The organism is Pseudomonas sp. KUIN-1, assembly GCF_009176725.1.
Taxonomy (GTDB): Bacteria; Pseudomonadota; Gammaproteobacteria; order Pseudomonadales; family Pseudomonadaceae; genus Aquipseudomonas; species Aquipseudomonas fragariae.
Window position 1 is genome coordinate 631088 of sequence record NZ_AP020337.1, and the last position, 26496, is coordinate 657583.

Here is a 26496-nt window from a genome sequence, read left to right on the forward strand (position 1 = left end):
CCGATGTCAAACACGGCGGCCAGCGAGAAACCCATGACCCAGACCACACGATCTGCACCAAGCGCTTTTGAAACCATAAAGCGTGAAAACTGCTTCAAGGGCTTCTATAAGCTGGACAAGCTGCATGTGCGCCACGAATTGTTCGCCGGCGGGATGAGCAAGGAAATCAGCCGCGAACTGTTCGTTCGCCACGACGCCGTCTGCGTGCTGCCTTATGACGCCAAGCGTGACGAAGTGGTGCTCATCGAGCAGTTTCGTGTAGGCGCCATGAAAAAGACCAACAACCCCTGGCTGGTCGAACTGGTCGCAGGTCTGATCGACAAGGACGAGCAGCCGGAAGAAGTTGCTCATCGCGAGGCGGAGGAGGAAGCTGGGCTGAAGTTCGAAGCGCTGTGGCCGATCACCAAATACTTCCCCTCGCCGGGTGGCAGCGACGAGTTCGTTCACCTGTTTCTGGGGCGTTGCAGCAGTGAAGGGGCGGGCGGCTTGCACGGGCTGGAGGCCGAAGGTGAAGACATCCGGGTAACAGTCTGGTCATTCGATGACGCATTGCAGGCGATGAAAGACGGAACAATCAAGAACGCATCGACGATCATCGCCTTGCAATGGCTGGCGCTGAATCGTGCCGAGATAAGGGGTTTATGGTCGTGAATCTATTGCGCGAGCGCTACCGTGTCGATCTTGCCGGACTGCAGGCTGCGTGCGAGGCCAACTACGCGCGCCTGATGCGCCTGTTGCCCGACATGCGCAACGAACAGCGCTCACGCCGCGTCGCCGTTACCCAGGGTGATCAGATGCTGGGCGTACTGGCCGTCGAAGTGTTGCTCGACTGCCCGTACACCACCACCTTGCAAGTCCGCCAGGAACACAGCCTGCCGTGGCTGCCGGTGCCAGTGCTCGAAGTACAGGTCTATCACGACGCCCGCATGGCCGAAGTCATCGGCGCCGAACACGCGAGGCGCTTTCGCGGCATCTATCCCTACCCCAATGCCGACATGCACCAGCCAGACGAAAAGGCCCAGCTCAACCTGTTTCTGGGCGAATGGCTGAGTCACTGCCTGGCGTGTGGGCATGAGTTTGAGGCGGTGCGCTGATCGCTTCTCGACACACTGATGGTTCTTGCCACCCAAGACCGTGAATCAGCAAATGTGACCAAATGCTCGTCCGCACGCACATTCCCGGTTTACCCGCTCGCTGCCGCATCACATAATCGCGCTGAATCCTCTCTGGGAGACGGTCTTGCCGAGCGCAGCCCTTTCGTCGTCAGTTTTGCTGGTCCAGCTATCCGACAGCCACTTGTTCGCCGAGGCGGACGGTGCGTTGTTGGGTATGAGCACCCGCGACAGTCTGGAAAAAGTCGTTGATCAGGTGCTGGCCGAGCAGCCACACATCGATCTTGTGGTCGCCAGCGGCGATATCTCCCAAGACGGCAGCGTTGAGTCTTACCAAGCGTTTCGTCGGATAAGCGGGCGGATCGATGCGCCAGCGCGCTGGTTCGCCGGTAATCACGACGAACTGCCGCAGATGGAGCAGGTTGCGCAGCATAACGGGCTGCTCGACCCTGTGGTGGACATCGGTCAGTGGCGGGTGACGCTGCTGGATTCGGCGGTGCCTGGTTCGGTGCCGGGTTTTCTCGCGGACACGCAATTGCAGTTGCTGGAGCAGTCGCTGAGCGAAGCGCCTGATCGGCATCATCTGATCTGTTTGCACCATCACCCGGTGGCGATTGGTTGTGAGTGGATGGCGCCGATCGGCTTGCGCAATGCCGATGCATTGTTTGCCGTGCTCGATCGTTTTGCGCAGGTTCGCGCCATACTGTGGGGCCATGTGCATCAGGAGTTCGATCAGATGCGTAACGGTGTGCGCCTGCTGGCGTCGCCTTCGACCTGCATTCAATTCGCCCCGGGCAGTGTGGATTTCAAGGTGGACACCACGGCGCCGGGCTATCGCTGGCTGCGACTGCACGACGATGGACGGCTGGAAACGGCTGTTTCCCGAGTGGTCGGCCTGGAATTCGAGGTCGATTACGGCGGCACCGGCTATTGATCGGGCAGGCGGATACGTTTCCGGTGAGGTGCTGTAGCGTAAGTCCCTGTAAACTACACGGCTTTGCCTTGCACCCGGGAGCGACAGCGTGACGAGCGATACACCTTCACTGCTATACATCCATGGCTTGAACAGCTCGGCCCTGTCGAGAAAGGCCTGTCAGTTGAGCGCGCTGATGAAGTCCCTGGGTCTGGCTGATCGTCTGCAAGTCCCTGAACTGCATCACCATCCGCGTCAGGCCATGCTCCAGCTTGAAGCGGCCATCACGGCGCTGGGACGGCCATTACTGGTCGGCAGCTCCCTCGGCGGCTACTATGCGACTCATTTGGCGCAGCGGCACGGCCTCAAGGCGGTGCTGATCAACCCGGCAGTCAATCCGCATCAGCTGTTCGACGGGTTTCTCGGCGTGCAACAGAACCTGTACACCGGCGAGCAGTGGCAGTTGACCGAAGACCATATTCGGGCGCTGGCCGAGCTGGAGGTACCCGCGCCGCAGGATCCGCAGCAGTTTCAGGTGTGGTTGCAGACCGGTGACGAGACGCTCGATTATCGTCGTGCCGAGAAGTTTTACCGCAACTGCGCCTTGCGTATTCAGGCGGGCGGCGACCACAGCTTTCAGGGCTTTGCCGAGCACATGCCAGCACTGCTGACCGTTGCCGGATTTGCCCCCGATCTGTTGCAGAAGATCGATCTGTCGGCGCTGTAGGTGATCGATGCCCGGTCACATGAATGCAAGAACATTGAACCCCCGAAATTCCATGAAAGATTGATATCGAGAACCCATGGCCAATCCCAGCGCTAGCTCTTATAACGCAGACGCCATCGAAGTCCTCTCGGGCCTCGATCCGGTTCGTAAACGTCCGGGCATGTACACCGACACCTCGCGGCCCAACCACCTGGCTCAGGAAGTCATCGACAACAGCGTCGACGAAGCCTTGGCCGGCCACGCGCGTTCGGTACAGGTCATCCTTCATGCCGACAATTCGCTCGAGGTGTCCGACGACGGCCGCGGCATGCCGGTGGACATCCACCCGGAAGAAGGCGTGTCCGGCGTCGAGCTGATCCTCACCAAGCTTCACGCAGGCGGCAAGTTCTCCAACAAGAACTATCAGTTCTCCGGCGGCCTGCACGGCGTGGGCATTTCCGTGGTCAACGCGCTGTCCACTCAGGTTCGGGTGCGGGTCAAGCGTGATGGCAACGAATATGAGATGACCTTCGCTGACGGCTACAAGGCCACCGAACTGGCGGTCGTCGGCACCGTTGGCAAGCGCAACACCGGGACCAGCGTCTATTTCGCTCCCGATCCGAAGTATTTCGATACACCGAAGTTTTCTGTCAGCCGTCTCAAGCATGTGCTCAAGGCCAAGGCGGTTCTGTGCCCGGGTCTGCTGGTCAGCTTCGAAGACAAATCCAGCGGCGAGAAAGTCGAGTGGCATTACGAAGACGGCCTGCGTTCCTACCTGCAGGACTCGGTCACCGAATTCCTGCGCCTGCCGGACGAGCCGTTCTGCGGCAGCTTCACCGGTAACAAGGAAGCGGTCGACTGGGCGTTGCTCTGGCTGCCCGAAGGGGGCGACAGCGTTCAGGAAAGCTACGTCAACCTGATCCCGACCGCGCAGGGCGGCACCCACGTGAACGGCTTGCGCCAGGGTTTGCTGGATGCCATGCGCGAGTTCTGCGAGTTCCGCAACCTGTTGCCGCGTGGTGTGAAGCTGGCCCCGGAAGACGTCTGGGAACGCATTGCCTTCGTCCTGTCGATGAAAATGCAGGAGCCGCAGTTCTCCGGGCAGACCAAGGAACGTCTGTCGTCCCGTGAAGCGGCGGCGTTCGTCTCCGGCGTGGTCAAGGATGCGTTCAGCCTGTGGCTCAACACGCACTCCGAGCTGGGCCTGCAACTGGCCGATCTGGCGATCAACAACGCCGGTCGGCGCCTCAAGGCGAGCAAGAAGGTCGAGCGCAAGCGCATCACCCAAGGGCCGGCATTGCCGGGCAAGCTGGCCGACTGTGCCGGACAGGACCCGGCACGCTCCGAACTGTTTCTGGTCGAGGGTGATTCTGCCGGCGGTTCCGCCAAGCAGGCTCGCGACAAGGAGTTCCAGGCGATCCTGCCGCTGCGCGGCAAAATCCTCAACACCTGGGAAGTCGATGGCGGCGAAGTGCTTGCCAGTCAGGAAGTCCACAACATTGCCGTGGCCATCGGGGTTGACCCCGGCGCAGCCGACATCAGCCAGTTGCGTTACGGCAAGATCTGCATCCTGGCTGACGCCGACTCGGACGGTCTGCACATTGCGACGCTGCTGTGTGCCTTGTTCGTGCAGCACTTCCGCCCGTTGGTTGACGCCGGGCATGTGTACGTCGCCATGCCGCCGCTGTACCGGATCGACCTGGGCAAGGAAATCTACTACGCGCTGGACGAAGCCGAGCGTGACGGGATCCTTGACCGTCTGGTCGCTGAAAAGAAACGTGGCAAGCCGCAGGTCACCCGATTCAAGGGCCTGGGTGAAATGAACCCGCCGCAGTTGCGCGAAACCACCATGGACCCGAACACCCGGCGCCTGGTGCAGCTCACGCTGGATGATTTCGCAGCCACGTCGGAAATGATGGACATGTTGCTGGCTAAGAAGCGTGCAGGTGATCGCAAGTCCTGGCTCGAATCCAAGGGCAACCTTGCCGAGGTCCTGACTTGATACGAGCCTGGCTCGCCGCCCTGATCCTGATTGCCGCGCCGGTTGTCGCTGCGCCACTCGAGGCCCTGAAGCTGCAATCCGAGCATCCGGTGGACGACATGGCGGGTGGCAATCTGTCAGGTCTGGCGATGTGCAATGGCCAGCTGTGGACCGTGTCCGACCGTGACGACGATGTGCTGTACAGCCTGGATGTGTCGCAAGACACCTGGAAGGCTCAGTCACATCATATTGACGCACCTGCGCCACAAAGCTATCTGCCGTTGAAGTTGCGTTTCATGGCCGGGCTTTCCGCGCTGATACGCGGCGGTAGTCTGGATTTCGAGGGTGTCAGCTGTGATGCAGCCGGCAATCGCTATCTGGTCAGCGAGGCTTATGGCACGGTGCTCAAGGTTCCGGTGAGTGGCAAACCGTTCTGGCTGGATTTGCCGAAGGAACTGGTGGATCAGGCGCGGGCTCAGGGCATGTTGCAGCGTTTCAACGCGATTTTCGAAGGGATTGCCGTCAGTCCGGCAGGCGACCGTCTCTGGCTGGCGGCCGAACGCGAGAAGCGCGGCTTGCTGGTGGTGCAACGCGACAAGGAGCAGTGGACCTGCGGGCAAAGCTGCGTGCTGCTGTCCGAGTCCGGTCTGGACGCGTTGCCGCCGGAGCAGGGCAGCAAAAAGGTGTCGACGGATTTTTCTGATGTGTCGTTGTACAACGGCAAGCTGTTCACGCTGGAACGTGCGGTGTATCGCATCTGTCGGCGTGATCTCGAAACCGGGCAGATCGAGCGTTGCTGGTCGTTCGCCAAGGAAGCCATGGTGCCGTCGCGTCGTTACGATCAACCCTACGGGCTGACCGAGGCACTGGTGGTGGACGAGAAGGGCGCGTGGATCGGCATCGACAATAATTTCGGTGTGCGTGCCGACGGTGAGAAACGCCCGATCGTCTGGCGTTTCGCTGCGCCTGAGGCGGGCTGGAGTGCCGGGCAGTGAGCGACGTGCAGCCCGGCAAGCGCGCTGGCAAGGTGCTGATGATCATGGCTTGGGCGGCCGGTCTGTTTCTCGCGACGCGCTTTTTCGGCGATTGGGAAGACCGGCAGCAGAATCCCAACGCCGTGGTCACCTCGCAACACGGTGACGGCTATATAGAAGTGCAGCTGGCAGGCAACCGACAGGGGCACTTCGTCACGACCGGCCAGATCAACGGCCGGACAGTGGAGTTCATGATCGACACCGGGGCGACCGATGTGGCCGTACCCGGTGATATGGCTGACCGCCTGGGGCTCAAGCGTGGCTTTCCGGTCACGGTCAGTACGGCCAATGGTAACAGTCAGGGTTTTCGGACCACGCTTGACCGCTTGCAACTGGGCGATATCGTCCTGACCAATGTGCGCGCCCTGGTGGCGCCCGGTCTGGACGGTGAACAGGTGCTGCTGGGTATGAGCGCAATGAAACAACTCGAATTCACACAGCGTGGCGGCAATTTGCTGCTGCGCCAGTCAACGAAATAATGAGGCCCGCATGAGCGACTCCCTTGACCTCAGCCTGGATGGTGTAGAACGCCGATCACTGGCGGACTTCACCGAACAGGCCTACCTCAACTACTCCATGTACGTGATCATGGACCGTGCCTTGCCGCATATCGGTGACGGCCTGAAGCCTGTTCAGCGACGCATCATCTACGCGATGAGCGAACTGGGCCTGGGTGCCGACGCCAAGCACAAGAAGTCGGCGCGTACCGTCGGCGACGTGCTCGGCAAGTTCCACCCGCACGGCGACTCGGCCTGTTACGAGGCGATGGTGCTGATGGCTCAGCCGTTCAGCTATCGCTACACGCTGGTGGACGGGCAGGGCAACTGGGGTGCGCCGGATGATCCCAAATCCTTTGCCGCCATGCGCTACACCGAGGCGCGTCTGTCGCGCTACTCGGAAGTCCTGCTCAGTGAACTGGGTCAGGGCACCGCTGACTGGGTGCCGAACTTTGACGGCACGCTGGACGAACCCGCGGTGTTGCCGGCACGTCTGCCGAACATCCTGCTCAATGGCACCACCGGCATTGCCGTCGGTATGGCGACCGATGTGCCGCCGCATAACCTGCGCGAAGTCGCCAGTGCCTGCGTTCGCCTGCTGGACGATCCCAAGGCCACGGTTGCCGAGCTGTGCGAGCACATTCTGGGGCCGGACTATCCGACCGAAGCGGAAATCATCACGCCGCGTGCCGACCTGCTGAAAATCTACGAGACCGGACGTGGCTCTGTGCGCATGCGTGCGGTTTATCGCATCGAAGATGGCGACATTATCGTCACCGCACTGCCGCATCAGGTATCCGGTGCCAAGGTGCTGGAACAGATCGCCGCGCAGATGCAGGCCAAGAAGCTGCCGATGGTTGCCGACCTGCGCGACGAGTCGGACCACGAGAACCCTTGCCGTATCGTGATCATCCCGCGCTCCAATCGGGTTGAGCTGGACGAGCTGATGCAGCACCTGTTCGCCACTACCGAGCTGGAATCCAGTTACCGGGTGAACATCAACATCATCGGTCTGGATGGCAAGCCGCAGCTCAAGAACCTCAAGACACTGCTCGGCGAATGGCTGACGTTCCGCATCGGTACGGTGCGTCGCCGTCTGCAATTCCGTCTGGACAAGGTCGAGCATCGTCTGCACCTGTTGGACGGTTTGCTCACGGCTTACCTGAACCTCGATGAAGTGATTCACATCATCCGTACCGCCGAGCATCCGAAGGCGGAGCTGATTGCGCGTTTCGATCTGTCGGAAATTCAGGCCGATTACATCCTCGACACCCGTCTGCGTCAGTTGGCGCGCCTGGAAGAGATGAAGCTGCGCAGCGAACAGGATGCCCTGCGCAAAGAGCAGGCCAAGCTTCTGGCGCTGTTGAGCAGTGAGTCCAAGCTGCGCAAGCTGGTGCGTGCCGAACTGATTGCCGACGCTGAAACCTATGGCGACGAGCGTCGTTCGCCCATCGTTGCCCGTGCCGAAGCCAAGGCGCTGTCTGAAAACGAATTGATGCCCACCGAGCCGGTGACTGTCGTGCTGTCGGAAAAAGGCTGGGTACGCTGTGCCAAGGGCCACGACATCGATGCGACCGGGCTTTCCTATAAAGCCGGGGATGGTTTCAAGACCTCGTCCATCGGCCGCTCCAATCAGTTCGCCGTGTTCATCGACTCGACCGGGCGCAGCTATTCGGTTGCCGCCCACACCCTGCCCTCTGCGCGAGGCCAGGGCGAGCCGCTGACGGGCAAGCTGCAACCGCCACCGGGTGCGACCTTCGAATGCGTATTGCTGCCGGAAGATGATGCGTTGTACGTGATCGCGTCGGATGCCGGTTATGGTTTTGTCGTCAAAGGCGAAGACCTGCAAGCCAAGAACAAGGCGGGCAAGGCGTTGCTGAGCCTGCCGGCCGGGGCGAAAGTCATCCTGCCTCGCCCTGTGCCTGATCGTGAGCAGAACTGGCTGGCGGCGGTGACCACCGAAGGCCGCCTGCTGGTGTTCAAGATCAGCGATTTGCCGCAGCTGGGCAAAGGCAAGGGCAACAAAATCATTGGCATTCCGGGCGAGCGGGTGGCCAGTCGTGAAGAGTATGTGACCGATCTTGCGGTGATCGGACAAGGCGCTACGCTGGTACTTCAGGCGGGCAAACGAACGCTGTCGCTGAAACCTGAAGACCTCGAACATTACAAGGGGGAGCGCGGCAGACGTGGCAATAAACTGCCAAGGGGCTTCCAGAGGGTCGATGCATTATTGGTGGAAAATAGCTGAAAACATTGATCTGGCACCAAGGTTCTTCGTTTTGCCATGAAGTACGATGCATAATCGCTGGAGTCATGGTGCATATTCACGGATGATATGGGGTCTTGGGGTGCATGCGTGGCTCAGTGCCTGCATGGGTCTTGAAAGTACTTATACTGTGGCCTGTCTCTGGACGGCCACCTGGATGGGATGATGAATTTTCTACGCCTTCCCTTGATCCTGCTGATGACGGGCGTTCTGGGTCTGGCTGGTTGCAGTGTGCGCCAGCCGACCGCGCTTTATCAGCTCGATAGTGGTGAGCCTGGTCAGCCGAAACAGAGTAGTGGTCTGGCAGTTTTGCTGGGTCCTGTTTCGGTGGCCGACTATCTGCAACGCGAAACCCTGCTGCAACGCCAGCCTGACGGGACCTTGACCGCTTCGTCCGATGGGCGCTGGGCGGGCAACCTGTCTTCGGATATAGATCAGTTGCTCTTGCGTCAGCTGGCCTGGAAGCTCGACAGCCAGCGCGTCGTCATGGCGCCTGCGACGGCCAGTTTCACGCCCGATGTTCAGGTCGTGCTGTCCATCACCCGTCTGGACTCAGGGGCCAAGCAGCCTGCGGTACTGGATGCGCAATGGCGTCTTCTGGACCGTAAGGGCCATGTCCGTGACAGCCGACTGGTTCACCTGGAACAAGTCCACGCCGGCAGCTCTGCCGATCAGGTCAAGGCCCAGGGTATGCTGTTGCAGCGCCTGGCTGATCAGGTCAGCACGGCGATCAAGCCGATTTCCTGGCAGGCGCTCGATGAGCCGAAAAAAACGCCTGTCGCCAAGGCCAAAGAGCCTGACAAGCCAAGAATTCCGCTGGCTTCCCCCATACGCACCGATCTTGAAGTGTTCCGCTTCTAGGATTGGCCCAACAAAAAGCCCGCAGCGATGCGGGCTTTTTGTTGGGCGCTCATCTCTGGTTCCCACGCCCCAGCGTTCCTGACGCTTCGCACAGTCAGGATAGGACGCAGAGCGTCCAGAACGGCATGCCCACGCTGGAGCATGGGTGCGATGGTGATCTTGCGGACACCTATCGTTCCTCACGCTCCGCGTGGGAATGCCGGTCATGACGCTCCGCGTCATCTGTTTGCGCCGGGACAGGTTGGTCAGTATCGGATGCGGAGCATTCAGAGCGATATGCCCACGCAGAGCATGGGCACAAGCGTCTCACTTCAAGCGTGAGCGGAGGAGAGGATCAGGCCTTGTTGGATTCGTGCATGCGCGCCAGCTGGCGCTCGAGCATCGACGGGTAGGGCTCCATCAGGCGTTCTACGCAGCAGGCACCTTCCGGGCTGGCGATCGGGCGGATGCGGGCGCGCTGGCGGATCAACGGATCGTCGTTGATGCGGCGTTCGACCAGCAGCAGGTTGCGGCTGTGCTGAGACAGCGCCAGTGCGTCCTGCGCCGTTTCGGTCAGCAACAGATCGATCTGGCTCAGACCGCTCAAGCCTTCACCCAGCGTCAGGCCCAGTTGCAGTTGCAAGGTGATGCCACTATCGGCCACCTCGATCTGCAAGGCATGACTGAGTGCGCGCAACAGCTCGCCGCAGCAGATCGCGTTGGTCAGGTAGTCATCACCGCTTTCGTGACTGTGGAACAGCATCAGCGTGCTGCCGTCATTCAGCGTATGCAGCTCGCTTTCATACAGCGAGGCGGCCTGATCGAGGCAGTCGCGGTAGCGTTGCAGCAATTCGGTAAGGCGTGCACGCGGCAGGCGACGCAATTGATCCTGTGCACCCAGCTGCACGGCCAGCACTGCACTGTTGTGCGGCTCGACCGGCGCTACCGAGGCAGCCGCCGGGCGAACGGCTGGTGAGTTGTCCGAGTGGTCGCGCAGATCGGCGAACGGATCCTCATCGTCGTCTTCATCTTCCTCGGCAACGATGCGGCGCTGCACCGGTGGTGCCGGCAAGCGCGGTTTTGCTTCGCTGCTACGAGCTGAAACCACTGGCGCAGGCTTCTCTTCCGGCTCCAGATACGGATCTTCGCTGTCGTCTTCCTCGCCGTCATACTCGGGCTCGGGCAGCGGTTCTGGCTCCGGCACCGGCGGCGCGAACGAGGTGCGCAGCTGCCGCGCCAGATCACCGATTTCATCCTGGCGATCAGTGGCGGGTGTGTACGGGTCGATATCGCGTAGCCAGATACGCATCTGCATCAGTGGCGTGGAGATGTGGCGGCCAAGGCGCAGACTCAGGGCCAGCGCCAGGGCCAGCAGGATACCGGCCAGAATGCCCATGCTCTGCAGGCTGATGGTCAGCGGCTGCTGGAACTGCGACATGTCGAGGCTGATACGCAGATGGCCCGCCATCACGTCCTGGAACGTGATCTTGATTTCATACAGGCCCTGAGCTTCCCCCAGAAGCCCGTTTTTCGGGCGCTGGCCGGCCTCCGCGAGGATGCGGTTATCCACACTGTAGATAGCCGCATGCGCGACCAGCGGATTCTTGACCAGATTGCCCAGCAGCACGTTGAGACTGAGGATGTCGTTGGACACCAACAGCTCGGTAGCCGAGGTGGCGGTCTGGGTGGTCAGGGCCTGCCCCAGCGCATCAGCCTGTTCATGCATGGCCTGCTTGAACTGCAGGCCCATGACTCCGGCGTAGATCACCAGCGCCAAAGCGACCAGGATCACGTTATGGCTGGCAATGCGCAAAGCGATCGGTACACGGCGATGACGCAGGGCACGAAAGATGAGCAGGAAGAAATTATCGGTTTTAACGGGCGTGGGCCGGTTCACAGAGCACGGCTCTTTCGGTGAAGTTGTCGCGCAGTATAACGAGCGACCCAGTGGCGGCAAAGCGCTGCCTGTGCCCGGTGGTCACTGAATGTGGTTAGAATGCGTTTTTTTTCCACTGCGGGGGTGCGCCTTGCGCGAAATCGTCCTGATTAACATCACCGGTGTCGACCGTCCCGGTCTCACTGCAGCCATCACCGGCGTCCTCGCCCAAGGTGGCGTGAACATTCTCGATATTGGTCAGGCGGTGATCCATGACACCCTGTCGTTCGGCATCCTGGTTGAAATTCCGGATACCGTGCAGGGATCCTCGGTGCTCAAGGACATCCTGTTCACCGCCTACGAACTGGATCAGCAAGTCCGTTTCACTGCGGTGTCCGAAACCGACTATCAACACTGGGTCGAAGGTCAGGGCAAGGCGCGCCACATCGTTACGCTGCTGACCCGCAAAGTCACGGCCGAGCAATTGCAGCGCGTCAGCGCCATCACTGCCAGGTACGGGCTGAATATCGATCAGATCGACCGGTTGTCCGGTCGCATGCCGCTCGACACCCCGGCTGACAAGGGCAAGGGCTGCATCGAGTTCACCGTGCGCGGCGAGCCCGCCGACCCGAAAGCCATGCAGGCCGAATTTCTCGCGGTCGCCCAGGATCTCGACGTCGATATCGCGTTCCAGCAGGACTCGCTGTTCCGCCGCAACCGGCGCCTGGCGGTGTTCGACATGGACTCGACCCTCATCGAGGCCGAAGTCATCGACGAACTGGCCAAGGCCGCAGGCGTCGGCGAGCAGGTTTCCGAGATTACCGAACGTGCCATGCGCGGCGAACTGGATTTCAGCGAAAGCTTCAAGGAACGTCTGGCTTTGCTCAAGGGCCTAGACGTGAGTGTGCTGGATGAAATCGGCGCGTCCCTGCGTTTGACCGAAGGTGCTGAAACACTGTTCTCCGAGCTCAAGCGGCTGGGTTACAAGACGGCGATTCTGTCGGGAGGCTTCACCTATTTTGCCAAGCAGCTGCAAGCAAAGCTGGGCATTGATTATGTCTTCGCCAATGAGCTGGAAGTGGTTGACGGCAAGGTGACCGGCGTAGCGGTCGAGCCGATCGTCAATGCGCAGCGCAAGGCCGATCTGTTGCGCGAACTGGCCCACAAGGAAGGGTTGAGCCTGGAGCAGACCATCGCGGTCGGCGACGGTGCCAATGACCTGCCGATGCTGGCGATTGCCGGGCTGGGTGTAGCGTTTCGCGCCAAGCCACTGGTCAAGCAATCGGCCAAGCAGGCCATCTCGACGCTGGGGCTCGATGGCGTGCTGTATCTGCTGGGCTTGCGCGACCGCGAGGGAAAGCGCTGACGCTCAGGCCGTCGTGGTCTGCTCCTGATGGCGAGGGGCAATCGCGACGGCTGTCGCAATGATCGCTACAGCGTGCCCCACAAGGAATCGAATTCCTGATCCGGCATGGCCTTTTCGGTTTCGGCGGCTTTCGGGGCGTCGTACATCTGATACTCAAACTGATTGTAACTGGCGCTGCTGACCTGCCGGTTGCTCAGTGAGGCGCGGCGTTCTTCGCCGTTGACGTTGATCATCACCATGCTGCCTTCCTGAAAAGGCAGGCGCGGTGCGAGCACGGTGGGCGGTTTTTCCATGGCGCGTACTTCGGGCAGCATCAGAGTTCGCAGGTACTGGCTGTTCTGTTGTTCGCGAATCAGTTGCATGCCGCACGGCTGGGCAAACGGGGCGATCAGTTCGATGCCCATCTGTGTGCCCCCGCTGCGTACCTGACGGATCCAGCGCACGATGGCAACGCTCCAGCCCTGGCCTGCGTCGTCCTGAATACCCACCAGTTCGCCAGCCTGCAACTGTTGAGGCACGTCCTTCTGCCACGCCAGGCAGTAACCGCCCGGGCTGTGGTTGACGATATTCAGGTCGAAGGTCGGAAACGTGTGCTGGTTGTTGGACAGCGAGTCGCTGTCGCCGTCGTTTTTCGGGTATTCAATCTCTTCGTAGGGCAGCAGAACGGATGAGGTCTTGCCACGCTGAGTATCGAAGGCAGAGGCCCACGGGTCGTCCGCGTCATCATTGGCCATCTTCAACGAAAAGCTCGCTGCACTGGTGGCGCTGTTCAATTGCAACAGCTCGCTGAACGACTTCTGGCCAGCGACATAGAAATGCAGCGCGCTCATGCCGATGCACAATCTCAGCGTGCCCTGACCGGGCGTACGTTGAAAGGTGCGTTCGGCCACATCACCCCAGGCGACCGCCAGATGTTGCAGCAGGTCGGTGTTGATACCGGTTGGGATCAGCAGCGGTGAGGGCGTGCGCTGGTCGTCCGGCAGGGCCAGGTACTGATTGATCGCTTCCGCCAGCGCCAAGGTATTGATGCCCAGCAGCCGGGGTGATTGTTCGTCACTGAACAGGGTGCGATACAGCGGCGGTTTGTCTGCCGTCGGGTCCAGGGCGAAGAGGCTGCTTTGCGTGGCAGGCGACTGCAGTTTTACCAGCGCGCTCCAGGCCTCCAGCGCATCGGCCAGTTTGCCGATGTTCAGTTGGCGCATCTGATTGCAGCGCGAGCAGCCCATCAGCAGTGCGATCACATAGGTCTGTTCAACGCTCAGCACTTTGCTGTGATGGGCCAGGGGTTCTTCGACCGGCGTGTTGTGTAGCTGGTACTGACGGGCAATCTGATAAATCTGGTGCAGCTCGAGCCACAGGCCGTCCTGAACGGGACAGTAAAGCTGGTTGGCGCGAATCAGCGGCCCGTTGAGCCCGTGCACTGCTCGTTGCAGTGCGGTGCTGAACAGCCCGGCCTGGTCTCGGGTGTAGCGCGGGGCGACCTGCTGAATGATTTGCTTGTAACCGGTCGCCAGATGGTTTTGCAGCGCCTGGCAGAGGTTGGCAACCTTGCGTGGTCGCTCGTCCAGCACAATGGCCTGATTGAGAAAGTGACGTTCGAGGTGCTTGCAGACGAAGTACACCTCGGGCCGCAGCAATTCAAGCAATTGCAGGCGGTTTTCACTCGGGGTGATCAACTGGTTCAGCTCGGTCAGCCCCTGATAGAGCTGACGCGCCATTTCTCCGAGGTTTGCCTTGGGCAGTCTGGAGATCCAGCGTTTGAGGTCGCGGGGATTGGCTTCACTGAATGTCAGGCTCGACTGCGTCGGCGTGGGCGCACGCAATAGCAGAGGGAGGCTAAAATTACTCATGTGACAGACAAACTCCAACAACTCACTGGCCTGGATGATGGCTTCATAGGGGGGTCGAGGTTATCGCGCACCCGCGATATGCCGAGCATACGCCCATGAAAGTGCGAAGTATCCTACAGCATCGATCGGGCGACTTTACCAGTATCGACATAGGTTCGCAGCAATTATGGCCGGAGGCCATTATCGTCCGGTGGCATGCTGCATGAGTGCCAATATCCATCATCGGGCACTCATGCATCGAGGCTCAGGTCGCGATCATGCCTGTGCCGGAACGGCCAGTGCCTGGCCCATTTGAACCTTGGAGCCGGCCGTCAGTTGTTCGGCCCATTTCACCTGACCTGGACCGAACAGCACGATGGCGGTAGAGCCCAGCTTGAACCGACCCATCTCGGCACCTTTTTCCAGGTGGATCGGCGCACGCGCCGCTTCGTCGTAGCTGAACGTCTTCAATTCACGCTTGGGCGGTGTGACCAGTCCGGCCCATACCGTTTCGACAGACGCCACGATCATCGCGCCCACCAGTACCACTGCCATTGGTCCGCGCTCGGTATCGAACAGGCAGACCACTCGCTCGTTACGGGCGAACAGCTCGGGTACGTTTTCAGCGGTGGTCTGGTTGACCGAGAAGATGCGGCCCGGTACGTAGACCATTTCACGCAGCGTGCCGGCCAGTGGCATGTGAACGCGGTGATAGTCCTTCGGCGACAGGTAGACGGTCGCGAACTCGCCGCCCATGAACGGCGCCGACAGCTTGGGGTCGCCGCCAAGCAGTTCCAGTACGCTGAAACTGTGGCCCTTGGCCTGGAAGATCCGGCCGTGGTCGATAGGGCCCAACTGGCTGATGGCACCGTCGGCCGGCGAGAGAATCGCGCCCGGCGTGGCATCGAGCGGGCGCGCGTCAGCTTTCAATGCGCGGGTGAAGAACGCGTTGAAGTGCTCGTAGGACGTCAGGTCTTCGACCAGTGCCTGCGACATGTCCACCTGATAACGGCGGGCAAACCACGCAGTGAAAGCGTTTTTGAACCAGCGTACGCGGCATTCGGCAACGCAGCCTGCCAGTCGGGACAGCAGGTGGTGTGGCAGCAGGTACTGGCTGATGATGAACAAGCGGTCTTTCATTGAAGGTCCTGAGGATGAGTGTCCTGAATATTTCTGTGAGGTCCGTCCCGGTTCGGTGGCGCGGACCGGTTCGACGGTTTCGGCCGGGGCTGGCTGGGCAGGCTCTACGGGTTGCGCAACCTCGACGGGCGCGGCGGCCACATCCGGCAGTTCTACCGGTGTATCCGGGTGATTGCCCCATTCGCCCCACGAGCCGGCATATGCCTTGACCCTTGGATAGCCAAGCGCCTTGGCCACCAGATAGGTGAAGCCCGAGCGGTGATGGGTCTGACAGTGCGTGATGATTTCCTTGTCGGGCGTGATGCCCAGGTCGCGAAGGATCTCCGGCATGTCCTGGCGAATACGCAGGTTGCGCGCCTTGTCCATGCCCGCCGTCCACTCGAAATTGACGGCGCCGGGTATGTGGCCGCCTTTGGCCGCGACCACTTTTTCGCCCGAATACTCGGTCGGCGCGCGGGCATCCCAGATCGCCAGATCGGCGGCGCCCAGACGGCTTTGCAGGTACTCGCGCGTGGCGGTAGGTTCATCGTGCAGCGTCAGCGTTACCGGAGTATCGGCAGCAGGCGGCACGTCGGTGCTCAGCGGCAGCAATTGCGCTTCCCAGGCCAGCAGTCCACCGTCCAGATAGTGATAACGGCTGTGGCCGATGACATCCAGCAGCCAGATGAAACGCCCGGCCCAGCCGCCGCCTTCGTCATCGTAGACGACATAGACAGCGTCAGGGGTGTGGCCCAGCTCGCCGAACACTTGCTCAAGACCGGCCGTGTCGGGCAGCAGGCCGGGGGCAGGAGGCGTGCCCAGTTGTGTACGTTTCGGATCGACGAAGCGGGCACCGCGAATGTGCCCGGCTTCGTAGCGAGCGCTGCTGGTCAGATCCACGAGGATCAGTTCCGGGGCGTCTAGACGCTCAAGCAGATCGTTGGGTTCGATGACCAGCGACAAGCCAGTGAATGCGGACATTTGCAGCCTCCGATGAAAGGAAAGGGGCGAATTGTACGCCAGGCCTCAGGCTTTGCGATGACTAAAGATGCCCAGTGCCCGTTCAATACATTGCGCGGTTTTTCCGAATGCCTGGACGGAAATTTCCGACAAGGCCCCGCCGCCCTGGTCGGCGACCACCAGCAGCATGACTTTGCCGTTGTTGCTCAGCGAGCGAATCAGCCAGTGCTGGCCACTGAACAGGGTTTTCAGCGGCGGGGGCAGCAGGGCGGCAAATTGCGCACTGTTGGCGGGCGTCATGCGTAACTGCGTCGGCTGGGTCAGCAAGCGCTGCAGGACGGTGCTTTCCTTGATGAACAGCTGCAAGGCAGCGGCGTCCTTCGGCAGTCCGGCAGTCTGATTGACGCGCAGCACGGTTGAGGTCTTGTCCAGCATCAGCAGCATGACCCGTTCCATGCCGCACGAGATGAAGGCGTCGCGCGCCGAGGTGGTCAGGTGCATGGCGTTGATGAACGGGCTGGGATCCTGCAGCAGTTCGGCGCATTGCTTGCGCCACATTTGCAGGGCGTCAGCCGATGGCGGAGGTGCAGGCTCATTGTCGCGCCTTACACGCCGTGCATCCCACGGCCAGATCAGCGATTCGGCCGGGTGCCAGAGGTCTTTTTCCGCATAGACGCGTGCGCTGCTGGCCGCATTCTGGTGCGCCTGTTGCTGTACTTCGCTGATCGGCTGTTGCAGGTACAGGCTGGTCAGCCGTTCCCAGCGCAGGCAATGCGGGCTGTTCCAGGCCTGTTGTGCGGCCAGCGCCAGGCCGTTGCCCAGCAACACGGTATTGGCGGGCTGGTTCAGCCAGCGGCGCAGGTTGGGGTCGTCGTCCATGAGTTGTTGCTGCTGCAGCGGGCTGTTGTCTTCGCGGGCGATACGCAGCGCCTTGGCCAGATCGCGTCGCTCGTTGATCAACAGTTTATAGCCGCGCGTAACCCAGATCGGCAGGCGCCAGAACTCGGCGAGTGCCAGGCACAGTTCCAGCAGGTTGACGCCGAACAGCTCTTTTTCCACTGCAGCGCTGGAATGGCCCTTGTGGATAACCCGCAGTTCCAGCTCTTCGAGCAGCTTCGGATAAGCCAGCGCCATCGGCCAGAGCGGCGACAGAAACAGCAGGCTGCCCATGTGGATGTCCTGCCAGAGTCGCGCCAGTCGGCTGGCGAACAGGCCGTTGGCTTGTTGCGTGGCGTGCTGGCTGACCAGAATCAGTTGGCGATAGGCCGCAGGAATTTCTTCGGGCGGCTTGGCCGGCAAACGGCCCAGCAGGACTTCGGTACGCGCCAGACCCAGGCGGTTGATGGCAATTTCAAGGCTCTCGGCCTGCTCGGTCAAACCGTGGGTGTGATGGTTGGCCTCGCGCATCACGCTCAGCACCAGCGCAGGACTTTCCTGCATCATTTCGGCGATTTCACGCAGTGAACGACGACTGTCGTTCAGTGCGGCGCGGACGTGTCCATGATTGACGGCAGGGACCGGCAACGCGATGCCGTCAAGCAGTTTGACCCAGGCATCCAGCGTCTTCGGAACGAGGTGATGTGCTGCGTGTACTGTCGGCATTCGAGGGCCTGTGCGGCTGATTATCTGAGCTGGGAAACCGCCAGCGTACGGGGTGCTGAGGCCATTTTCCTCCTTTTATGGAGGCGCATAAATGGGTTTTTCAAAAGAACCGGCTATAGTCTGGCCCAGTTAGGCCGATAAGGAGAAGAAGAGATTCAACAACTTCCGGACTGTCCCTGAACCCGACTCAGTAAAGTATTTTTTCCTATGGCTAAAATCATCGGCATCATTGTCGTTCTCGCAAGTGTCATCGGCGGATATGTGCTGTCCCATGGCAAGGTCATGGCGCTGTTCCAACCGTACGAGGTCTTGATTATCGGCGGTGCTGCACTGGGCGCGTTCCTCCAGGCCAACCCTGGCTACATGTTCATGCACGTGTTCAAGAAGTCGCTGAAGATGTTCGGTACGCGCTTCACACATGCCTATTACCTTGAAGTGCTGGGGCTGGTCTACGAAATCCTCAACAAGAGCCGCCGTGAAGGCATGATGGCGATCGAAGGGGATATCGAAGACGCTGCCTCCAGCCCGATCTTCGCCAAATACCCGGGTGTCCTCAAGGATGAGCGCATGACTGCGTACATCTGCGATTACCTGCGCATCATGTCGTCCGGCAACATGGCTCCTCACGAGCTGGAAGGTCTGTTCGACATGGAGCTGCTGAGCATGAAAGAAGACCTCGAGCATCCATCCCACGCCATTACCGGTATCGCCGACGGTATGCCCGGCTTCGGTATCGTGGCTGCGGTACTGGGTATCGTGGTGACCATGGCGTCGCTGGGTTCGGGCGACAAGGCAGCGATCGGCATGCACGTAGGTGCGGCGCTGGTCGGTACGTTCTTCGGTATTCTCGCGGCTTACGGTTTCTTCGGTCCTCTGGCCACCAGCCTTGCGCATGATGCCAAGGAAGAAATGAACGTCTACGAGAGCATCAAGGCGTCGCTGGTGGCCTCGGCCTCCGGCATGCCGCCTTCGCTGGCTGTCGAATTCGGCCGCAAGGTTCTCTATCCGCTGCATCGCCCCAGCTTCAGCGAGCTGGAACAAGCGGTTCGCGGTCGCTAAGTTATGGAAAATAATCAGCCGATTATCATCAAGCGCGTAAAGCGCTTTGGTGGCGGACATCACGGCGGTGCCTGGAAGATCGCGTTTGCCGACTTCGCGACGGCGATGATGGCGTTCTTTCTGGTGCTGTGGCTGATGTCGTCTGCCACCCCGGAGCAGTTACTCGCGGTCGCCGGTTATTTCAAGGATCCGGTCGGCTTCTCGGACAGCGGTTCGCCCTATGTGATCGATCTGGGCGGTTCGCCAGAGATGTCGCCGAACCAGACGCTGAACCCCGAGGTGCAGACCACGCCGTCGCCGGACACCGTGCCGCTTGAGGCGGAAAATGCCGAGACCAAGGCTGAAGCGGTGGAGCAGGAACGTCTGGAGATGCTGCTCCAGGAATTGCAGACCAAGGTCGAGGAAAACCCGCAGCTGCAGAAATTCAAGGACCAGATTCTGTTCGAGATCACTCAGGACGGCTTGCGTATCCAGATCATGGATGCGGAAAACCGGCCGATGTTCGACTCGGGCAGCGCGCGTCTCAAACCATATTTCGAAGACATTCTGCTGGCCCTGGCTGACACCATCAAAAGTGTGCCGAACAAGGTCAGTATCAGCGGCCACACCGATGCAACGCCTTTCGTGGGCAGTGGCGGGTTCGGCAACTGGGAATTGTCGGCCAACCGTGCCAACGCTGCACGCCGTGCGCTGGTAGCCGGGACGTATCCGGATTCACAAGTGGCCAGGGTGGTGGGGTACGCGTCGTCTGCTCTGTATGATCGCCAGAACCCGACTAACCCGATCAATCGCCGCATCGATATCGTGGTGCTGACCAAAAAGGCCCAGCACCGCATCGAGGGCGATCAGAACTCCGGCGGTGCGCCAGCCACGCCTGCGGCGCCGACAGCACCCGCACCGGCGGTGCCTGCTGCTCCAGGTGCTCCCGCTGCGCCGGGGGCTTCGACAGCGGCGCCGCCCGACCCGCAGGCCTACGCACAGCCGCACGAGATCCGGCAGAAGCTGAATATCTTTGACGATGGCAAATTGCGGGTCGAGCCGGCCCAGAACTGAGCTGCAACCGATACAAAAACGCCGCGATGATCGCGGCGTTTTTGCGTGCGGCGTTCGGTGCTCAGTAACTGTCTTGCGGCAGGCTGGCAATGATCGAGCGGTAGCTGTTCATGCGCTGCTGCTGAACGCGGCCGTCCTCAAGCCCCTTGAGCAGGGCGCAGCCCGGTTCGCGGTCGTGCTTGCAGTCACGAAAGCGGCACGTGCCGATCAGGTCGTTGAACTCGATGAAGCCTGCCTCTACATCGGCACGGCTGACGTGGCCAAGGCCGAATTCACGAATGCCCGGCGAGTCGATCAGATCGCCGCCGCGCGGGAAGTGAAACAGGCGGGCGGTGGTCGTGGTGTGTGTGCCCTGACCGGAAACCTCGGACAGCGGACCGACCCGAGTGTCCGTTTCCGGCAACAGGCTGTTGACCAGCGAGGACTTGCCGACGCCGGACTGGCCGACGAACACACTGATGTGCCCGTCAAGCTGGCTTTGCAGGCTCTGCATGCCGTCACCGTGGTGCGCGGACACTTCCAGTACCGGGTAACCCAGCGTGCGATAGACCGCCAGCAGCGCATTGAGCGCGGGCGCATTCTGCTCGTCGATCAGGTCGGCCTTGTTGAGCAGCAGCAACGGACGAATCCCGGCATGCTCGGCGGCCACCAGGTAGCGGTCGATCAGGTTGGCATGCGGCTCGGGCATCGGCGCGAAGACGATCACGATCAGGTCGACGTTGGCCGCCACAGGCTTGAGCTGGCCGCGTGAATCCGGGCGGCGCAGTTCGGTGGTTCGAGGCAGTTGCGCGACAATGACGCCAATGCCCTGATTGCCGGCGCGCCATACCACGCGATCACCGGTTACCAGTGCGGGCAGGTTGGCGCGCAGGTGGCAGCGAAAGACCTGGCCGGTCACTTCGCCTTCCTGAGCTTCCACTTCGACTTGCACGCCGAAGTGGGCGATCACCAGGCCCGTCTGCTCGGGGCCGAGGTCGCCACCCTCAAGTGTTTCAAGCGTAGCGGACTCGCGTTTTGCTGCGCGGGCAGCACGCTCGCCCTGAATTTTTTCGATGCGCCAGTTCTGACGACGATTGAGTTGGCGTTTGGCCATGGGTGTTCCGATGTGATGTAACCGATGAATTAGGCAGTACGATTGATCGGCAGGAGTCTAGCACGGCAGGGTGAGCTAAACTGCGCGCCTACGCTGAGGAGTCGACACATGCAGAACAAGCAGAACCTGATCTGGATCGATCTGGAAATGACCGGTCTGGACCCTGATACCGATGTCATTATCGAAATGGCCACGATCATCACCGATAGTGAGCTGAACACCCTGGCCGAAGGCCCGGTGATCGCTGTGCATCAGAGCGACGAGACACTGGCGAAAATGGATGAGTGGAACACGCGCCAGCACGGCGGCTCGGGCCTGACCCAGCGCGTGCGCGAAAGTACCGTCAGCATGGCTGAAGCCGAGGCGCAGACCCTTGAGTTCATCAAGCTGTGGGTGCCGGAGCGCAGTTCGCCGATCTGCGGCAACAGCATCTGCCAGGATCGCCGCTTCCTGTATCGCCACATGCCGACGCTGGAAAACTGGTTCCACTACCGCAATCTGGATGTCTCGACCCTCAAGGAACTGGCTGCGCGCTGGTCCCCCGAGCTGAAATTCAAGAAAGGCAGCACCCACCTGGCGCTCGACGACATCCGTGAGTCGATTGCCGAGCTGCGCTTTTATCGCGAGCACTTCATCAAGGCCTGATCGGGACTCGCGGGTGCAGTGAATAATCTTCGCTGCACTCTTTCAGTGCGTTGGTCGGCTGGTTAGACTGCGCGCCTTTGTCGCAGAGTCGCCGCCATGTTGCTGATGCTTTATCTGATTGCCATCACTGCTGAAGCCATGACGGGAGCCCTGTCTGCGGGGCGGCGCGGGATGGACTGGTTCGGCGTGGTGCTGATCGCCTGCGTCACTGCGCTGGGTGGCGGGTCGGTGCGCGACGTGCTGATCGGTCATTACCCGCTGACCTGGGTCAAACATCCGGAGTATCTGGTCCTGACCAGTGTGGCGGCCCTGGTGACGATCTTCATCGCGCCACTGATGCGTCATCTGCGCTCACTGTTTCTGGTGCTCGACGCGCTGGGACTGGTGGCTTTTACCCTGATCGGCTGTATGACTGCGCTGGAGGCCGGGCACGGTCTGCTGATCGCGTCAGTCTGTGGCGTGATCACCGGGGTGTTCGGCGGCATCCTGCGCGACATCTTCTGCAACGACATCCCGCTGATCTTCCGCCGCGAGCTGTACGCCAGCGTGTCATTTCTGGCCGCGTGGTGTTTTCTGCTATGCCAGTACCTGCAGTTGCCGGACGAGCAAGCGGTGCTGATCACCCTGTTCGGTGGCCTGCTGCTGCGCCTGCTGGCGATTCGTTTCCGCTGGGAAATGCCCAAGTTTGTCTATAAAGACGAGCCTTGAAGAGGGGGAGAGGGCCACGAGCGGCATGCCCAAGCTAGTCTTGTGGGAGGCAATGTTGTTCAGTCATAACCATGTAGGAGCGAGCCGGGCCACGCTTCGCTTGCTCGCGAAGGCTGACTGACAGAGGCATAAATCTCCGGCGATTGTCCCTGCCTCTTCGCGAGCAAGCTCGCTCCCACAAGATCAGCGCTGCTGCAGAACATCTAGGCGGCTCGAAAACACCCCCGACCTGCGGGAGTGTTCCACAGGGCTTGAAAACACGGCGGACCTGTGGGAGTGAGCTTGCTCACGAAGAGGCCGGTGCAGTCGCTGAAAATCTATATATCGTGACTACGCCTTCGCGAGCAAGCTCGCTCCCACAAGGTCAGCGCTGCTGCAGAACATCTAGGTGTCCCGAAAACACCCCCGACCTGCGGGAGTGATCCATAGGGCTTGAAAACACGCCGGACCTGTGGGAGTGAGCTTGCTCACGAAGAGGCCGGGGCAGTCGCTGAAAATCTATATATCGTGACTACGCCTTCGCGAGCAAGCTCGCACAAGATCAGCGCTGCTGCAGAACATCTAGGTGGCTCGAAAACACCCCCGACCTGCGGGAGTGTTCCACAGGGCTTGAAAACACGGCGGACCTGTGGGAGTGAGCTTGCTCACGAAGAGGCCGGTGCAGTCGCTGAAAATCTATATATCGTGACTACGCCTTCGCGAGCAAGCTCCCACAGGAATATCCAGGGGGTACCTTTAAAGCGGCGCCACGCCATGTCTCTGCAGCGCCCATTCCACATGTTCTCTGACCAGTTCCGACGGGTAGTCGCGCCGTGCTTGCAGGGCCTCGATCACCGGGATGGTGGAGGGCGCGTTGCCCAGCCCCACGGCCAGGTTGCGTAGCCAGCGCTCATAACCCGCCCTGCGTAGTGGCGAGCCTTCGGTGCTGCCGAGGAATTTCTCTTCATCCCAGAGGAACAGCTCGGCCAGCCCGGCATTGTCCAGATTGTGACGCGGCTGAAAGTCGCTCTGCTCGGTTGGCCGGGCGAAGCGGTTCCACGGGCAGACGATCTGGCAATCGTCACAGCCGAACACCCGGTTACCAATCAACGGCCGCAGCTCTTCGGGAATCGCCGTCTTCAGCTCGATGGTCAGGTAGGAAATACAACGCCGCGCATCCAGCACATAAGGCCCGACAAACGCCGCAGTCGGGCAGATGTCCAGGCAGGCTGTACAACGACCGCAGTGTTCGGTCGCATGGGGCGCATCCACCGGCAGCGGAATATCGACAAACAGCTCGCCAAGAAAGAAGAAGCTGCCCGCCTTGCGGTTGAGCACCAGCGTGTTCTTGCCGATCCAGCCCAGCCCGGCCTGTTCGGCGATGGCCTTTTCCAGCACTGGCGCGCTGTCCACGAAGGCTCGAAAGCCAAACGGCCCGATGGCCTGCTGAATACGCTCGGCCAGTTGCTGCAGGCGCTTGCGGATGAGTTTGTGATAATCACGGCCCAGCGCGTAGCGTGAGACGTAGGCTTTTTCCGGCTCGGTCAGGCGCTGCGCCATCTCGGTGTCGCCCGGCAGATAATCCATGCGCAGCGACACCACGCGCAGCGTTCCCGGCACCAGCTCATCGGGGTGGGAACGTTTGCTGCCATGGGCTGCCATATAGTCCATTTCCCCGTGATAGCCTGCATCGAGCCAGCGTTGCAGATGCTGTTCGTGCTCTGCCAGGTCCAGGCCGCTGATCCCGACTTCCTGAAAGCCCAGCTCACGCCCCCACGCCTTGATTGAAACGGCAAGGGCGGCAAGATCATCGGAAGTGGGAGGTACAGCAGTAATAGCGGACATGCGCAGAGAGAAACCGGGGCCAAGGTGCGTATAATTCTGCCAGACATCGGAGCCCATAGACGCATGTTCGACACTAAACCTCATTTACCCGACGCGCTGTATAGCGCTGCGCAGGTCCGCGACCTCGACGCACGGCTGATTGCGGCCGGTACACCCGGCCTGGAATTGATGCTGCGTGCCGCGCAGGCGTTGTGGCACACGCTACTTCGGCGCTGGCCTCAGGCCAACGAGCTGACCGTATTGACCGGGCGTGGTAACAACGCCGGTGACGGGTATCTGGTGGCTGCAATGGCGCACAAGGCCGGCTGGCAGGTCAGGGTGCTGGCCGTCGGCGACCCGGCTGCACTGACCGGTGATGCTGCGGCGGCGCATGCTGCGGCTTTCGGTATTGATATTCAGGCATGGGCCGGGCAGTCGCTGGCCGGTGTCGTGCTGGATGCCTTGCTCGGTACCGGGCTCGACGGCGACGTGCGCGAGCCCTATGTCTCGGCCATCAAGGCTGTCAACGACAGTGGTCTGCCCGTCGTGGCGGCGGATATTCCGTCTGGCTTGAGCGCAGATACCGGCCAGACGCTGGGTGTCGCGGTGCGTGCCGATGTGACCGTTACGTTCATCGGCCTCAAACTGGGGTTGCTGACGGGGGATGCGGCGGATCTGGTGGGTGAGCTGATTTTCGACGACCTGCGAGCAGACCCGGCGCTGGTGGCGCAGATGCCGTTCAGCGCGAAGCGCCTCGATAAACACAACCTGCCACAACTGGCAGCGCGTCCGCGGACCGCTCATAAAGGCATGTTTGGCCGCGTGCTGGTCATCGGTGGCGATCACGGTTTTGGTGGCGCCGTGTTGCTCAGCGCCGAAAGCGCCCTGCGCAGCGGTGCAGGCATGCTGACGCTGGCCACACGGCCCGAGCACGTTGCGGCCGCCCTGACGCGCATGCCGGAGATCATGAGCGCGGCAATTCATTCGGCCAACCAGCTGATGGGCTTGATCGAGCCAGCCAGCGTGCTGGTGGTCGGCCCCGGACTGGGGCAGTCGGCCTGGGGGCGCAGCCTGCTGTCGGCAGCCGCCAATGCGGATCGTCCGCAGGTGTGGGACGCCGATGCGCTGAATATGCTGGCCGCCGGGCTGGTCAGCCTGCCCAAAGGCAGTGTCATCACCCCGCATCCGGGCGAGGCGGCACGCTTGCTGGGCGTGGGCATCAAGGAGGTTCAGGCGGACCGGGCCGCTGCAGTACGAGCGCTGGCGCGTAAATTCGATACGGTTTGTGTGCTCAAGGGCTCCGGCAGCCTGATTGCCGACGCGCACGGGCAACTGGCGCTGTGCGACCGCGGTCATCCGGCCATGGCCACTGCGGGACTGGGTGACGTGCTGGCCGGATTGATCGGTGCGCTGATGGCGCAGCATCTCAAGCCATTCGACGCGGCCTGTCTGGCGGTATGGCTGCACGCAAGCGCCGGTCAGACAGTCGGCGAGTACGGTCGCGGGTTGGCCGCCAGCGATATTATTCCTGCCATTCGTCAGTTACTGGAGGAGCTGCAACCGTGTCTGATTTAACGCTGCATGTGGTTGGCGAAGAGGCAATGATGGATTTTGGTGCACGCCTGGCCAAGGTTACAGAAGGCCTTGGCGTCATCTTTCTGGATGGCGATCTGGGCGCTGGAAAAACCACGCTTTCGCGGGGATTGATTCGCGGCTTCGGGCATGCCGGGGCTGTCAAGAGTCCTACTTTCACGCTGGTCGAGCCGTACGAAATCGGTGCGATAAAGGTCTTCCACTTTGATCTTTACCGGCTGGTCGATCCTGAAGAACTCGAGTTCATGGGCGTGCGTGATTATTTCGACGGCGATGCACTTTGTCTGATTGAATGGCCCCAACGCGGTGCAGGCTTTTTGCCAAAGCCCGACCTGACCATTACCATTGTGCCGCACAGTGAAGGTCGGTCCGTGATATTGAGCCCGCTGGGCTCGCGTGGCGAACAGTGGTGTGCCACTTTGGCTTTGGAATTCAAATAGA

General features: G+C 60.9%; 22 protein-coding genes and 1 pseudogene. 16 read left to right on the plus strand and 7 right to left on the minus strand.

The features are described 5' to 3' along the window. Positions 1-33 precede the first annotated feature (33 nt). The 9 genes from KUIN1_RS02980 (at position 34) to KUIN1_RS03020 (ending at position 9370) form a co-directional block, all read left to right on the plus strand. Positions 34-651: an NUDIX domain-containing protein gene (locus KUIN1_RS02980; protein WP_003402866.1), complete on the plus strand. Its 618-nt coding sequence runs from the start codon at positions 34-36 to the stop codon at positions 649-651. Continuing rightward, positions 642-1094 (plus strand): DUF1249 domain-containing protein, encoded by a 453-nt coding sequence (locus tag KUIN1_RS02985; protein WP_002551796.1) that lies wholly within the window; start codon positions 642-644, stop codon positions 1092-1094. Before KUIN1_RS02980 ends, KUIN1_RS02985 begins: the two co-directional genes overlap by 10 nt. 145 nt (positions 1095-1239) lie before the next feature. Continuing rightward, complete coding sequence (cpdA, locus tag KUIN1_RS02990; protein WP_080434055.1) at positions 1240-2046, plus strand: 3',5'-cyclic-AMP phosphodiesterase; 807 nt, start codon at positions 1240-1242, stop codon at positions 2044-2046. 88 nt (positions 2047-2134) lie between these two features. Further along, the gene (locus KUIN1_RS02995) at positions 2135-2752 is read left to right on the plus strand and encodes a YqiA/YcfP family alpha/beta fold hydrolase (RefSeq protein WP_024641181.1); all 618 of its coding nucleotides are present in this window, start codon (positions 2135-2137) and stop codon (positions 2750-2752) included. 76 nt (positions 2753-2828) lie between these two features. Continuing rightward, complete coding sequence (gene parE, locus KUIN1_RS03000; RefSeq protein WP_003431952.1) at positions 2829-4733, plus strand: DNA topoisomerase IV subunit B; 1905 nt, start codon at positions 2829-2831, stop codon at positions 4731-4733. Beyond that, the gene (locus KUIN1_RS03005; protein ID WP_032657139.1) at positions 4730-5707 is read left to right on the plus strand and encodes an esterase-like activity of phytase family protein; all 978 of its coding nucleotides are present in this window, start codon (positions 4730-4732) and stop codon (positions 5705-5707) included. The genes parE and KUIN1_RS03005 overlap by 4 nt, the downstream gene beginning before the upstream one ends. Before the next feature lie 38 nt (positions 5708-5745). Beyond that, a complete protein-coding gene (locus KUIN1_RS03010; protein ID WP_161632433.1) occupies positions 5746-6225 on the plus strand; it encodes a retropepsin-like aspartic protease family protein in 480 nt (159 codons plus the stop codon). Between the two features lie 10 nt (positions 6226-6235). Further along, positions 6236-8491, plus strand: coding sequence for a DNA topoisomerase IV subunit A (gene parC, locus KUIN1_RS03015; RefSeq protein WP_003402881.1), 2256 nt, complete (start codon positions 6236-6238; stop codon positions 8489-8491). Positions 8492-8674: 183 nt separating this feature from the next. Then, a complete protein-coding gene (locus KUIN1_RS03020) occupies positions 8675-9370 on the plus strand; it encodes a PqiC family protein (RefSeq protein WP_024641182.1) in 696 nt (231 codons plus the stop codon). A gap of 334 nt (positions 9371-9704) precedes the next feature. Here KUIN1_RS03020 and KUIN1_RS03025 read toward each other — a convergent pair whose 3' ends face one another. Then, the gene (locus KUIN1_RS03025; RefSeq protein WP_003402883.1) at positions 9705-11246 is read right to left on the minus strand and encodes a HAMP domain-containing protein; all 1542 of its coding nucleotides are present in this window, start codon (positions 11244-11246) and stop codon (positions 9705-9707) included. A 130-nt stretch (positions 11247-11376) separates the two neighbouring features. On the opposite strand from KUIN1_RS03025, the gene serB reads away from it, so the two are divergent. Beyond that, positions 11377-12591 (plus strand): phosphoserine phosphatase SerB, encoded by a 1215-nt coding sequence (gene serB, locus KUIN1_RS03030; RefSeq protein WP_003402884.1) that lies wholly within the window; start codon positions 11377-11379, stop codon positions 12589-12591. A 65-nt stretch (positions 12592-12656) separates the two neighbouring features. Here serB and KUIN1_RS03035 read toward each other — a convergent pair whose 3' ends face one another. The 4 genes and pseudogenes from KUIN1_RS03035 to KUIN1_RS03045 all read right to left on the minus strand — a co-directional run bounded on the left by KUIN1_RS03035 (position 12657) and on the right by KUIN1_RS03045 (position 18101). Continuing rightward, a complete protein-coding gene (locus KUIN1_RS03035; RefSeq protein WP_057458099.1) occupies positions 12657-14441 on the minus strand; it encodes a hypothetical protein in 1785 nt (594 codons plus the stop codon). 255 nt (positions 14442-14696) lie between these two features. After that, the gene (asd, locus tag KUIN1_RS27880; protein WP_024640312.1) at positions 14697-15560 is read right to left on the minus strand and encodes an archaetidylserine decarboxylase; all 864 of its coding nucleotides are present in this window, start codon (positions 15558-15560) and stop codon (positions 14697-14699) included. Between the two features lie 147 nt (positions 15561-15707). After that, a pseudogene (locus KUIN1_RS27885) lies at positions 15708-16520 on the minus strand (rhodanese-like domain-containing protein); the annotation flags it as partial. A 45-nt stretch (positions 16521-16565) separates the two neighbouring features. Then, entirely contained in the window at positions 16566-18101 is a 1536-nt protein-coding gene (locus KUIN1_RS03045; RefSeq protein ID WP_057458100.1) for an HDOD domain-containing protein, read from the minus strand. Positions 18102-18308: 207 nt separating this feature from the next. Between KUIN1_RS03045 and motA the strand changes: the two genes are divergently transcribed. Both motA and motB read left to right on the plus strand, forming a co-directional pair. Continuing rightward, positions 18309-19160 (plus strand): flagellar motor stator protein MotA, encoded by an 852-nt coding sequence (gene motA, locus KUIN1_RS03050; RefSeq protein ID WP_003402900.1) that lies wholly within the window; start codon positions 18309-18311, stop codon positions 19158-19160. 3 nt (positions 19161-19163) lie between these two features. Next, positions 19164-20213, plus strand: coding sequence for a flagellar motor protein MotB (gene motB / locus KUIN1_RS03055; protein ID WP_003402902.1), 1050 nt, complete (start codon positions 19164-19166; stop codon positions 20211-20213). Positions 20214-20274: 61 nt separating this feature from the next. On the opposite strand, the gene rsgA is transcribed toward motB, so the two are convergent. Next, positions 20275-21306: a small ribosomal subunit biogenesis GTPase RsgA gene (gene rsgA / locus KUIN1_RS03060; RefSeq protein WP_003366295.1), complete on the minus strand. Its 1032-nt coding sequence runs from the start codon at positions 21304-21306 to the stop codon at positions 20275-20277. A gap of 108 nt (positions 21307-21414) precedes the next feature. Between rsgA and orn the strand changes: the two genes are divergently transcribed. Together orn and KUIN1_RS03070 are read left to right on the plus strand one after the other, a co-directional pair. Further along, positions 21415-21951, plus strand: a complete 537-nt coding sequence (orn, locus tag KUIN1_RS03065; protein WP_003317189.1) for an oligoribonuclease — start codon at positions 21415-21417, stop codon at positions 21949-21951. A 96-nt stretch (positions 21952-22047) separates the two neighbouring features. Then, positions 22048-22659, plus strand: a complete 612-nt coding sequence (locus tag KUIN1_RS03070; RefSeq protein ID WP_003393544.1) for a trimeric intracellular cation channel family protein — start codon at positions 22048-22050, stop codon at positions 22657-22659. Positions 22660-23394: 735 nt separating this feature from the next. Here the strand turns inward: KUIN1_RS03070 and queG are convergent. After that, complete coding sequence (gene queG, locus KUIN1_RS03085) at positions 23395-24483, minus strand: tRNA epoxyqueuosine(34) reductase QueG (RefSeq protein ID WP_103713823.1); 1089 nt, start codon at positions 24481-24483, stop codon at positions 23395-23397. Positions 24484-24546: 63 nt separating this feature from the next. Between queG and KUIN1_RS03090 the strand changes: the two genes are divergently transcribed. Beyond that, complete coding sequence (locus KUIN1_RS03090) at positions 24547-26037, plus strand: NAD(P)H-hydrate dehydratase (protein WP_152091820.1); 1491 nt, start codon at positions 24547-24549, stop codon at positions 26035-26037. Next, positions 26025-26495, plus strand: coding sequence for a tRNA (adenosine(37)-N6)-threonylcarbamoyltransferase complex ATPase subunit type 1 TsaE (gene tsaE, locus KUIN1_RS03095; protein ID WP_172980033.1), 471 nt, complete (start codon positions 26025-26027; stop codon positions 26493-26495). The genes KUIN1_RS03090 and tsaE overlap by 13 nt, the downstream gene beginning before the upstream one ends. Position 26496: the final 1 nt, after the last annotated feature.